Annotated in this window: 7 protein-coding genes; all 7 read left to right on the top strand. The window is 64.3% G+C overall.

Annotation, left to right across the window (positions count from 1 at the left end; translation table 11 throughout):
* Positions 1 to 10 precede the first annotated feature (10 nt).
* From AC5O5I_RS00890 to AC5O5I_RS00860, 7 genes are read left to right on the top strand one after another with little or no spacing between them, the layout of a single operon-like run.
* Positions 11 to 3,088, top strand: a complete 3,078-nt coding sequence (locus AC5O5I_RS00890; protein WP_172225929.1) for a virulence factor SrfB — start codon at positions 11 to 13, stop codon at positions 3,086 to 3,088.
* Positions 3,085 to 5,796 carry a virulence factor SrfC family protein gene (locus AC5O5I_RS00885; protein ID WP_494511922.1) on the top strand — a complete coding sequence of 904 codons (2,712 nt, stop codon included), beginning with the start codon at positions 3,085 to 3,087 and terminating at the stop codon, positions 5,794 to 5,796. Before AC5O5I_RS00890 ends, AC5O5I_RS00885 begins: the two co-directional genes overlap by 4 nt.
* 5 nt (positions 5,797 to 5,801) lie before the next feature.
* Positions 5,802 to 6,827, top strand: a complete 1,026-nt coding sequence (locus AC5O5I_RS00880; RefSeq protein WP_494511921.1) for a hypothetical protein — start codon at positions 5,802 to 5,804, stop codon at positions 6,825 to 6,827.
* Complete coding sequence (locus AC5O5I_RS00875) at positions 6,824 to 8,776, top strand: vWA domain-containing protein (RefSeq protein WP_494511920.1); 1,953 nt, start codon at positions 6,824 to 6,826, stop codon at positions 8,774 to 8,776. The genes AC5O5I_RS00880 and AC5O5I_RS00875 overlap by 4 nt, the downstream gene beginning before the upstream one ends.
* A gap of 6 nt (positions 8,777 to 8,782) precedes the next feature.
* Positions 8,783 to 9,481: an ABC transporter ATP-binding protein gene (locus AC5O5I_RS00870; RefSeq protein ID WP_494511919.1), complete on the top strand. Its 699-nt coding sequence runs from the start codon at positions 8,783 to 8,785 to the stop codon at positions 9,479 to 9,481.
* A complete protein-coding gene (locus AC5O5I_RS00865) occupies positions 9,465 to 10,688 on the top strand; it encodes an ABC transporter permease (protein ID WP_494511918.1) in 1,224 nt (407 codons plus the stop codon). The genes AC5O5I_RS00870 and AC5O5I_RS00865 overlap by 17 nt, the downstream gene beginning before the upstream one ends.
* Entirely contained in the window at positions 10,678 to 12,228 is a 1,551-nt protein-coding gene (locus tag AC5O5I_RS00860) for a formylglycine-generating enzyme family protein (RefSeq protein ID WP_494511917.1), read from the top strand. The genes AC5O5I_RS00865 and AC5O5I_RS00860 overlap by 11 nt, the downstream gene beginning before the upstream one ends.

The raw sequence follows: 12,228 nt of genomic DNA, 5'->3' as shown, positions 1-12,228 counted from the left end.
AACGCAGAAGATGCTGCCCGAAATCACCCAGTTCGAAGAAACGGTCACGCTGGTCAGCGATACCGGAATTCAATTCATGGATTTCGCCCTGCGTCTCGGCCCGGATGGCGAGCAGACCGGCAAATTCGTCCAGCTCAACAACGGCATGGTGCCGACGCGCCTGCTGTGGTCCAAGGAATACAAAGACTTCTACGAGCCCGAGCCGGACAAAGTGGTGCAGGTCGAGTTCGACACCAGCGAAGAGAGCCACTTCCGCCTGCCGATGGAGGACAGCCTCAAATTGCTGAACGGGGTGTGGTTGCCCATCCCGTTCCTGCGTTTCACGCCGCCCTATCGCTTTGACGAGGGCCCGAACAACTGGGCGCGCATGCGCCTGGTCAAGCTCGCCGAGCCCGATGTGGACGGCAATACCCACCGCCTTACCCTGGGCTTCGACAGCCGCACCATGGCGCAGGTTGCCGGTGCACCGTACCTGGCCCCCAACGAAGACGACGTGCGCTCCGGCGTGGCCTTCAAGCTGGCGTGCAGTGCCCGTGAATATGGCTGGTTCCTGACCCACACCTGGATCCGCGACTGGCTCACCGAGGTGTACACCGAGGCCCGTTCGGAATGGACGCGCGAGCGCCTGGACCGTGACCTGCAGGGTAACCGCCACCTGGGCCACTACCTGAACCTGCTAAGCCTGTTGCGCCGCCCGGTGCCGGCCGAGCAGAGCAGCGAAAAACCAAAGGTCGAGATCCCGGAACTCAAGGTGATTGCCAACGCGGCCAATGGCATCGTCAAGCCGATCCCGGTGGACCTGGTGCTGGACGTGGGCAACTCGCGCACCTGCGGCATCCTTATCGAGGACCATGGCCAGGCGGGTTCGGGCATGCGTCACAACTACGTGCTGGCCCTGCGCGACCTCAGCGAGCCGGAAAAGGTCTACAACCAGGCCTTCGAGAGCCGCGTCGAGTTCACCCACGCCGCCTTCGGCAAGGACCACCTGTCGATCAAGAGCGGCCGGCACAACGCCTTCCAGTGGCCGACCATCGCCCGGGTTGGCGGCGAAGCCGGCCGCCTGGCCAGCCGCAACCGCGGCACCGAGGGCTCGACCGGCCTTTCCAGCCCGAAACGCTACCTGTGGGATGAGAAGGCCTACGGCCACGGCTGGCGCTTCAACACCGCCTACGTGAAGACCGACAAGGAGCCGATGGCGGTTGCCGCGCCATTCGCCAACCTGATCAACGACCGTGGCCAGCCGCTGTACCTCAAGCCCTTCGACATGCCGGTATTCAGCCCGCGTTATTCGCGCAGCAGCCTGATGACCTTCATGCTGGCCGAGGTGGTAACCCAGGCGCTGAGCCAGATCAACAGCCCGGCCCAGCGCTCGCGCCAGGGCCATGCGCGGGTACCGCGCCAGCTCAACAGCATCACCCTGACCGTGCCACCGGGCATGCCCCAGGCCGAACGCAGCCTGCTCAGCAACCGCCTGTACGAAGCCATCGGCCTGGTCTGGAAGAGCCTGGGCTGGCATCAGGACGAGAGCAACCCGTTCAAGGGCAAGGACGTCAACACCCGCACACCGTTCCCCAGCGTGCGCGTGGAGTGGGACGAAGCCAGCTGCGGCCAGCTGGTCTACCTGTACAACGAGGTCAACGAGAACTTTGCCGGCCACCCGGAAGAATTCTTCGTCGCCCTGGCGCGCCCCGACAAACAGGAACACGAACAGATCACCCTGGCCACCATCGATATCGGCGGCGGTACCACCGACCTGGTAATCACCGATTACCGGCTGGACCGGGGCGCAGGTGGCGGTGCCGGGGCCAACGTGCACATCGTGCCGACCCAGCGCTTCCGCGATGGCTTCAAGATTGCCGGCGATGACATCCTGCTGGACATGATCCAGGAGTTCATCCTGCCGTCCTTCGCCGCTGCCCTGCGCACGGCCGGCGTACCGGCCCCCGATGCACTGATGTCGCGCCTGTGTGGCAATGGCGACGCCACCGCCCAGGAGCGCCTGCTGCGCCAGCAACTGAACCTGCAAGTGTTCGTGCCACTGGGCCTGGCCCTGCTCAAGGCCTATGAGCAGTTCGACCCGGCGCAGCCGCAAGTTGCGCAGGAGCAGACCTGGCAACAGGTACTGGGCGAGGCCACGGTCAGCGACAGCGTGCTGGCCTTCGTCAACGCCGCCGTGCGCCGCGAGGTCGGCCGCGATGGTGCCCTCGACCTGCTGCAGACGCCCATCAGCTTCGACCTCGAGCAGGTCCACGCCGCCTTCATGGGTGGCCAGATCAACATCACCAAAGTGCTCGGCGAACTGTGCGAGGTGGTGTTCAACTACCCCTGCGACATGCTTCTGCTGACCGGCCGCCCTTCGCGCCTGCCCGGCATCCAGGCGTTCATCCGCCAGCGCCTGCCGCTGCCGCCGGGGCGCATCCTGCCGATGCAGAACTACCGCACCGGTGGCTGGTACCCGTTCCACCGCAATGGCCTGATCGACGACCCGAAAAGCACCGCCTCGGTGGGCGCGATGATCTGCCTGCTGTGTTCCAAGCACAGCGTGCCGAACTTCTACTTCCGCACGGCCGCGCTCAAGCCCTACTCGGTGATCAAGCACTTCGGCCAGATCGACAACGCCGGCACCATTAAGCGCGCCGACGTGCTCTACCACGACCTCAAGTCCGACAAGGGGCTGATCGAGCTGCCGATCGTCGGCGAGGGTGAGGAGCGCGGCACGCCCTGGCTGGAAATGCGCGGCGACATGCACCTGGGCTACCGCCAGCTGGCCGCCGAGCGGTGGTCGGCCTCACCGCTGTACACCCTGCGCTTCACCCCCTCGGGCAGCGCGGCGTTTTCCCGCGCGGCGGGCAAGAACGGCGAAGCCCCGGTACTGCGCATTCGCCTGGAGATCGAGCAGTTCGATCAGGAAGAACGCGAGCAGGGGCTGATCAGCGACAAGCTGGTCATCCAGAAGCTGGAATCGAACATCCAGGATGCCGACTTCGACTTCGACCGGGATCTTGAACTCTCACTCAACACCATGCCGACCATGAGTTTGAGTGACAGCGACTATTGGCTCGACAGCGGGAACGTCAAAGGAAAATGAGCGACCTTACGCCAAAGCAACAGCAGTTGATGGGTGCCTGGGGCGCCATTCACAAAGGCGCCGGCGAGGCCCTGGAATGGATCGAGCAGGTGCGTGGCAACGCCGCCAGCGTCGAGGCCGAGGCCGATGGCCTTGGCCTGCGCCTGAGGCGCGCGCGCAACCGGGCGAAGAACCTCCAGCGCAGCGCCAGCAGCCCAATGGCCGTAGGTTTTTTTGGCCTCTCGCAGGCGGGTAAGTCGTACCTGATTTCGGCGTTGGCATCCGATGCCAATGGCAAGCTGGAGAGCAATTTCGGTGGCCAGGTTCTGGACTTCATCCAGCATGTAAACCCGCCAGGCGGTGGCGGCGAGGCCACTGGCCTGGTCACGCGGTTCAGCCACAAATCCACGCCAAGCCAGGACGCCGGCTATCCCGTCGAGCTGAAGCTGTTCAGCGAAATCGAAGTCGCGAAAATCCTCTGCAATGCGTGGTTCGAGGACTTCGACCATGAACGGATGGATTACAGCTTTACCGAGCAACGGATCCAGGCCGCGCTCAATGACTTCGAAGGCCAGGAAAAAAACCAGGCGCAAGCCGGGGTAAGCAGCGATGACGTGGTCGCGCTGTGGGACTACCTGAGAAGCAACTATGAGAAGTCCACCCGCCTTCTGGATGAACACTACTGGCCACGCGCAGTAAAGTTGGCGCCACGCCTTGCCCCCCGCGAGCGGGCAAAGTTGTTCTCGGTGCTGTGGGGTGGGCAGGCGCCCATCACCGACCTTTACAGTGTGTTGGCAGGGGCGCTGCAGCGGTTGGGCCATGCACAAACGGTTTATGCACCCGTCAGCGTGTTCAAGCAGGATACCGACAGCGTTACGGCGTCGCCCTGCAACATCATGAGCGTGGACGTGCTCAGCCGCCTGGACACTGGGCGTGATCAGCAACTTCAGGTCCGGCCCAGCCTGGATGGCAAGCTGCAGGCCAGCGTCGGCATCAGCATCGCCCAGTTGGCCACGCTGGCAGTCGAGGTGAACTTCAGCCTGCTGAACAGGCCGACGGCCTCGGTTGCGCAGGACGTCGACATTCTCGACTTCCCCGGCTACCGCACGCGCAACAAATACCTGTCGGTTGACGAAGCGGCAGTAAAAGAGTCCACCGATGAGGTTTATCCGTACTGGAACCTGATCCTGCGCGGCAAGGTTGCCTACCTCTTCGAGCGCTACAGCGAAGCTCAGGAAATGAATGCCCTGGTGGTGTGCACCAGCACCATGAAGCAGAGCGACGTGATCAGCGTCGCCCCGGTACTGACCCGCTGGATCCACAATACCCAGGGCGCCACGCCGAAAGAGCGGGGCCAACGCGCGCCAGGGCTGATCTGGGCCCTTACCATGTGCGACGGGTGGATCAACAGCACCCTCGGCAAGGAAGACACGCACCTGATCCAAGCCGCCGAGCGGCTGATGAAAATCACCATCGTCGAGCGCTTCGGCAGCCAGGAATGGATGAAGGAGTGGTCGGTCGGCAAGCCATTCGACAATACCTACATGGTGCGCAAGCCACGCCTGAAAGAAACCGCGTTCATCGAACGTGACGCGCAGGGCCAGGAGCACCGGTTGATCGAGAGCTACGCCGGGGATATTCAACGGCTCAGGCAATACGTGGTCGACTTCCCCACTGCCAACCGCCATGTGGCGGATACCGGTGCCGCGTTCGATGCCATGATGACGCTGAACGATGGCGGTATCAGCCGTTTCAGCACCAGCTTCGCGTCGATCAATGACCTGGACTTCAAGCTGGCGCGTATCGAAGAGCAGCTGGAACAGTGCCGCGTCGACCTGCTTGAACACGGGCTGAACACCTGGCGCGAAGAAGACTTCGAACAGCTGCTGAACAAGAAACGTGAAAAAACCCAGTACCTGCTCGACAACCTGGGTGCCGACCCGGACGCGATCAGCGAGCTGATCCATGCCTTGCAGGTACCTGTCGAGCAGCTGCGCGAGCTTTACCTGGGCGGTGTGTACGACATCGACGGCATTGACGGCGAGGCCGCCGACGAGCCGGAACAGGCTGCCAAGGCCCCGGCCAACAAAGCCCCGGCCATCAGCTTCGGCAACCTGTTCGCCAACAACCCGTCCGCAGCACCGGCACCGGCGCCCAAGCCCCTGGCCAAGCGCCTGACCTCGGAGCAGCGCTTTGTTCGCGCGGCGCTGAAGGCGTGGATCAAGCACATGCGCGACCTGGGCACGCAACCCGCGCGCCTGGCCAACCTGCGCCTCAGCCGTGAAGTGGTCGAAGCCCTGGTCGAAGAGCTGGTCAGCGCGGTACGCCGGCCGCTGTTCATCGAGCAGCTGGACGCCGCCGTCATGCGCCGGGTGCTCAACGGCATGCGCCGCGACCAGATGGTCCAGCGCCAGGTACTGACCGTGCAGCTGGCCATGCGCGACTTCCTGTCCTGGTTCGGTCTGCTGGAAAAGCCTGCCGGTGAGCGCCCCAACAGCCTGCTGGGCTCGCGCGAACCGGTGTTCGACTTCTACCACAGCGTGCCCCAGGGCGAGCTGCCGGTGCTGCCGGAGCAGCCACCGCACCATGAACAACGCTTCCTGGTCGACTGGCTGTCGGGCCTGGCCTGGCTGACCCAGGAAAACGCCAAAAGTGGCGCCGACCCGGAAATCACCACCGAGCAGCGCCGCCAGTTGGCGGTGTTGCTGAACACCTTTCAAGCGAGTTGATTGCAATGGGTATCAGAGTTGATGTGCTGCCACTGGAAGTGAACACGCCAGGCCAGGGCCTGCTGCGGATCACCGGCTGGGAGGGCACCAGTGAAGGGCTGCAATGCTCCCTGCAGAGCAGCCAGTCCCACGAGTACCTGCATGAAGGCGGGCACTGGGGCAACGTCGCCCACTGGTTCCGCCTGGACAACCTGGGCGCCGTTGCGGGCGCGCCGGCAATCGAGACGCGAATTGGCCCCAACCTGATCAACCCGTTGCTGCAAGCCAGCGGCACCGCCACCTTCCGCATCGAAGTCAGCAACCCGCAGACCGGGCGCAGCGACATGGGCATGGTGCGTATCAACAGCGCCATAATTGCCTCCGTCGAGTCGGGGCCGGCACTGGAGCAGTCGGCGCCACCGGCGCCGTTGCCAAGTGCATCGGTGGTTATCGAGCCACCTGCGGTCGCTACGCCGGAGCCGGAGCCTGCCCCGGCAGTGGTTGCGGAGCCCGCGCCCCGGCCGGCACCGGTAACGCCGCCGCCCACGCCTGCCAAAAAGGCCAACACCTGGCTGCTGCCACTGCTGATTCTGATCCTGCTGGCGCTTGCCGCTGGAGGCGGCTGGTGGTGGTTCAACCGCAGCCCAGCCGCAGCACCTGCACCTGAGCCGACGGCAGACCAGCCAGCGCCACAGCCCGACGCAGGCAAACCCTGCTCGCTGGAAAGCATGCAAGGCCAGACTTCCCTGGCGTTCCTGCAGACGTGCATCCAGAGCCAACCGGACAGTGCGGCACTGCTGGCAGTGATCAACCAGGCCAAGGCCAACGACCACTGCGACGTCGCCCAGCGCCTGTATGCCAACCGCGCCAACGCCGGTGACATCCAGATCGCCACGGCCTACGCCCACGAATACGACCCCAAGTACCACCAGCCAAGCAACTGCTTCAAGGCACCGGAAAGCGCCACCGCAGCGTCCTGGTACGAGACCATTCTCAGCTTCGATGAAAACAACGCCGAAGCCAAACAGCGCTACGAGGAGCTCAAGCCATGAAGATGCGTAGCGTTGGCGCCGCATTGCTGGCCTTGTCCCTCAGCCCTGCCCTGCAGGCCGCCGACAAGCCCTTGTTGCAGGACGGCAAGAAAACCCTGTTCCAGCGCGTGCTGACTACCCCTGGGTGCAAGCTGAGCGATGCCGCTGGCGCCGCCTCTGGCGCCGCGCAACCTACCTTCAGCCGCTTCTACGTGTACGAGCGTGCCCAGGCCGACGCCCATGAATGGCTGCGGGTCGGGCCCGACACCCAGGGCAAGAGCATCGGCTGGCTGCCTGCCGACTGCACCGTCGACTGGAAAATGCAGCTGACCCTGGCCTTCACCAACCCGGCCAACCGCGACCGGCTGATGTTCTTCAAGGAGCGCAACCAGCTCGAAGGCATCCTCAATGCCCCCGACCCGGTCAGCCACGTGGCACCGCTGCGCGCCAAGCTCAAGCATGGCGCCGAGGCAGCCGGGGTGCTGGCCGAAGAGCCCGAGTACTTCGTCGACCTGCAGAAGAACTTCTACCTGCTGCCAGTGCTCAGCGGCGAAGAGGTGATGACCGAAGAAGGCTTCCGCACCCGCATCCTCAACGTGGCCTCGGTCAGCAAAGCCGACAGCGCCGCAGCGGCAACCCCAGCGCCGAGCCAGGCCGCCGCCAACCAACAGCTGAAAGCGTTCAGTGCCGCTGTGGTGTTCGTGATCGATTCGACCATCTCGATGGACCCGTATATCGACCGTACCCGTGAAGCGATCAAGCGCGTCTACACGCAGATCGAAAAGGAAAATCTGGGCAAGCAGGTCAAGTTCGGCTTGGTCGCCTACCGTTCCAGCACCAAGGCGGTGCCGGGCCTGGAATACGTCAGCAAGATGTACGCCGACCCCAACACCGTGAAGGACGGTGCCGACTTCATGGCCAAGGTCGCAGACCTCAAGCAGGCCAAGGTGTCCAGCAGCGAGTTCAACGAAGATGCCTTCGCCGGTGTGATGTCGGCCGTGGACCAGATCGACTGGAGCGCATTCGGCGCGCGCTATGTGGTACTGATCACCGATGCCGGTGCCATCGACGGTGGCGACAAACTGTCGAGTACCGGCCTTGGCGCCGAACAGGTCAAGATCGAAGCCAGCAACCCGGGTGTTGCCCTGTACACGCTGCACCTGAAAACCCCGAGCGGCTCGAAGAACCACAGCAGCGCCGAGGCGCAGTACCGTACCCTGTCCAACTACCCGGGCACCAATACCTCCCTGTACTACCCGGTCAATGCCGGCGATGTCGAGGCCTTCGGCCGCAAGGTCGATGGCCTGGCCGCCGCCATCACCCAGCAGGTGCGGGCTGCCTACATGGGCGAGGACGCCATCGGCAGCGCGACCAATGCCAAGGCCGACCCCACCGAGAAAAAAATGCTCGAGGATGCGGCGCTGATAGGCCACGCCATGCAGCTGGCCTACCTTGGCAAGGCCAACGGCACCCAGGTGCCACCCGTGTTCCAGGCCTGGATCAGCGACCGTGACCTGATCAAGCAGAACGTGCCCACCACCGATGTGCGCGTGCTGTTGACCAAGGCCCAGCTCAGCGACCTCAGCGAGGTGCTCAAGCAGATCCTCGACGCCGCCAACGAAGGCATGATTTCGCCCGACGAAATGTTCACCCGCCTGCGCTCGGTAGCCGCCACCATGGGTGCCGACCCGAACCAGCTGAAGCAGGGCTCGACCACCCGCGTGGCCGACCTGGGCGTGCTCGGCGAGTACCTGCAAGACCTGCCCTACCAGAGCGAAGTACTGAACCTGGACGAAGAAACCTGGAAAGGCTGGGATGGCCTGGCCCAGGAGAAATTCATTCGCAGCCTGAGCAGCAAGCTTCGCCATTACCAGCGCTACAACGCGGACGTGGACCGCTGGGTCGCCTTGGCCCCGGGCAGTGACAGCCGCGATAACGTCTACCCGGTACCGCTGGAAATGATGCCCTGACCGCACATGCTCGATATCAAGGGATTACGGATTGTTCGAGGCGAAGGATCGCAGGCTCACCGGGTACGGCTGGATGAGCTGTGCCTGCGGCCTGGCGAAGTACGCGCCATCACCGGCGAAAGCGGTTGCGGCAAGAGCACGCTGCTGGAAGCCATCGGCCTGCTGCTCAAACCCGAGCAACTGACCCACTACCGGCTTGGCCCGCAACGCCAGGATGTCGCCAGCCTGCTGGCCCAGGACCAGCAACCGGCGTTGGCGACACTGCGCTCGCGCGAGCTTGGCTTTGTGCTGCAGAACGGCGGGCTGCTGCCGTTCCTCAGTGTGCGCGACAACATTCTGCTGCCGCGCCGCCTGCTTGGCCTGGCCCCTGGCTGCGCGGCCGTGGACAAGGCCGTCGAGGCACTGCGCCTGGCACCGCTGCTGGGCAAACTGCCCCAGGCGCTGTCCATCGGCGAGCGCCAGCGGGTCGCCTGCGTACGCGCCATCGCTCACGAACCACGGCTGCTGTTGGCCGACGAGCCGACCGCTGCACTGGACCCACACAACGCCGAGCGCTTGTTCGAGCTGCTGCTGAACCTGGTGGCCGAGCTGGGGCTCAGTGCCTTGATCGTGTCCCACGACTGGGCGTTGGTCGAGCGCTTCGGCCTGCCGCGCCTGGGTGCCATCAATGGTCAAGGGGAAACACGCTTTGAACCCGTGGCATAAACGCCTGGCCCTGCTGATCAGGCTGTCGCTGGCCGACCTGTGGCATGACCGCAATGTTTCCTTGTGCATGGCCGCCTCGCTGGTCGCCGTCATCGCCCCGCTGTTGCTGCTGTTCGGCCTCAAGCACGGCGTGGTCAGCCAGTTGCAGCAGGAGCTGCTCAGCGACCCACGCAACCTTGAGGTGAAGATGCTCAACAGCGGCCATTACGACCAGGCCTGGCTGCAGCGTTTGCAGGCGCGCCCGGAAGTCGGCTTCGCCATCGGCCAGACCCGCTCGCTGAACACCCAGGCCGATCTGCTCGGGGCGCATGGCCGCTTCGCCGATAACGTCGAGGTCATCCCGACCCAGGCCAATGACCCGCTGTTGGCGACAGCCCTGAGCGAGCTGGCGACCGACCAGCTGATCCTCAGCGAACGGGCCGCGCAACGCCTGGATGCCAAGGTTGGCGACACGGTTCGCCTGCGCGTTGCCCGGCGCCTGAACGACGTCAACGAGCGTGGCGAGCGGGCCCTGCAGGTACGTGCCGTCGTCAGCTCGGTACGCTTCGCCCGCCCAGCCGCTTTCGTCAGCCCCGATCTGCTGATGGAACTGGAGCACTACCGCGATGGTTACCTGGTGGCCAGCCTTGGCGCCAGCAGCGGCCAAGCCCTCGACGCGCTGAAAGTCGGTTACGCCCGGGCGCGGGTCTATGCACGGGACATCGACAGCGTGGCACCACTGGAGCAGTGGCTGAACGAGCAGCGCATCGAAACCGCCAGCCGCCTGGCAGAGATCAACAACGTCAAGGCGATCAACCATGTGCTGGGGCTTATTTTCGGCGTCATCGCCGGCGCCGCCCTGATCGGCTGCATCGCCTCGCTGGTCGGGGCCTTCCTGGCCAACATCGACCGCAAGCGCCGGCACCTGGCGGTACTGCGCCTGCTGGGTTTCAGCAGTGCCGCGGTGTCGGCCTACGTAGTGCTGCAAGCGCTGGTGCTCAGCCTTGCCGGCTACCTGGGCGGCCTCGGCTGCTACTACCTGGGCAGCCTGCTGTTCGACCGGTTGCTGGTCAGCAGCCAGGCCACCGGCGCCTTCATCTGTCATATCACCGTGTGGCATGGCCTGGTCGCCTTGCTGCTGGCCTTCCTGGTCGCCGGCCTGGTCGCCCTGACAGGCGCCTTGCGTGCCATACGGATACAACCTGCGGAGAGTCTGCGTGAACTCTAAAGCCTACAGCCGCCTGCTTCTGGCGCCACTTGGTCTCGGCTTCGCGCTGCAAGCAGCAGCGGCAACCTGGGACGAAAAGTACTACAACCCGATGCCTGATGCCGACGACGTAGTGCTGCCCATGCCCTGCGACGGGGCGATGGTGTTTCGCAAGGTGATGATCCCGGTCGCCGGCCCGCTGGACGACTACCCGATCAACATCGGCCAGGACAGCGGCGAGTGGGGCTATGTGGAGCAGACCCGGCCCGCTTTCATCGCCGGCAGCTTCACCAGCCCCAAAGGCGAGAAGTCGCGCTACTACCTGCTGGCCAAATACGAGATGAGCCAGTTGCAGTACAAAGCGTTGACCGACGAAACCTGCCCGACTGCCTCCAACAAGCAGCGCCTGCCGGTGGTCTCGGTTGCCTGGCTGGACGCCCTGCAGGCCGCCGACAAATACAACCGTTGGCTGCGTGCCAATGCTGCCGCCAAGTTGCCCCGGGAAGACGGCGCCCTGGGCTTCCTGCGCCTGCCTACCGAGGTGGAATGGGAGTTCGCCGCACGCGGCGGCTTGCAAGTGAGCACCGCCGAGTTCCGCGACGGCCGCTACCCCATGCCCGAGGGCCTGAATGCCCACGAGTGGTTCGCCGGTGCCCAGTCTGCCAACGGCCAGTTGCAGCTGACCGGGCTGCTCAAGCCGAACCCGCTGGGGTTGCACGACATGCTCGGCAATGCCAGCGAGATGATGTTCGAGCCGTTTCGCCTGAACAAGCTCGACCGCCAGCACGGCCAGGCCGGCGGCTATGTGGTACGCGGTGGCAACTACCTCACCAGCGAAGGCGACCTGCGCACCTCGCTGCGCCAGGAAGAGCCGTACTACAACGCCGAAGGCGCCGTGGCCAAGAAAACCAACGGCCTGCGCCTGGCCATGGTTTCACCCACCCTGACATCGCGCGAACGGGTCAAGAGCATCGAGAAAAGCTGGAGCAACCTGGGCAGCGATCAACCGGCCACCCAGAGCAAGGACAAGGGCACCGTCAAGGCGCTGGAAGAGCTGGCCTCGAACGTGGAAGACGAAGCGCTCAAGACCCAGCTCAAGACCGTCGAGAACCAGCTGCGCGCCAGCAACCAGCAGCAACAGGAAGCCCGCGACCAGGCGATCCGCGCCAGCCTTAACCTGGGGGCGTTCCTCTGCACCAAGATGCTCGACGACGGCCAGTACCTCGACTTTCTGCAGAAGAACTACGCCAGCAACTGCAAGGTCGGCGAAGAAGACCCGACCTGTGGCGTGCGCAAGGTCAAGCTCGAAGAACAACAGGAACGCCTGCACAAACTTAGCCGCTACTACGCCAGCTCACTGGTGGAGTCCGGTTCGCTGTATGGCAAGGACCTGCTCGACGCCCAGGTCCCGGTACTGGACGGCTCGTTCAAGGCCAACAAGAACCTCAAGGAACTGTCGCCGTACCTGCAAACCCACTGGGCCAACCAGGTGTCGTTCCTGAAAACCCAGAAAATCGACGCCACCGCGTGGCTGAACAACTGCAAGACCGTCGCACACTGA

The organism is Pseudomonas sp. 9_2_1 (assembly GCF_059295275.1).
This window is presented reverse-complemented; position numbering and strand designations above follow the sequence as displayed.

Coding starts and splice junctions, on each gene's coding strand:
- AC5O5I_RS00890 (WP_172225929.1), top strand. CDS start 11: ATGCTGCCCGAAATCACCCAGTTCGAAGAAACGGTCACGCTGGTCAGC.
- AC5O5I_RS00870 (WP_494511919.1), top strand. CDS start 8,783: ATGCTCGATATCAAGGGATTACGGATTGTTCGAGGCGAAGGATCGCAG.
- AC5O5I_RS00880 (WP_494511921.1), top strand. CDS start 5,802: ATGGGTATCAGAGTTGATGTGCTGCCACTGGAAGTGAACACGCCAGGC.
- AC5O5I_RS00885 (WP_494511922.1), top strand. CDS start 3,085: ATGAGCGACCTTACGCCAAAGCAACAGCAGTTGATGGGTGCCTGGGGC.
- AC5O5I_RS00875 (WP_494511920.1), top strand. CDS start 6,824: ATGAAGATGCGTAGCGTTGGCGCCGCATTGCTGGCCTTGTCCCTCAGC.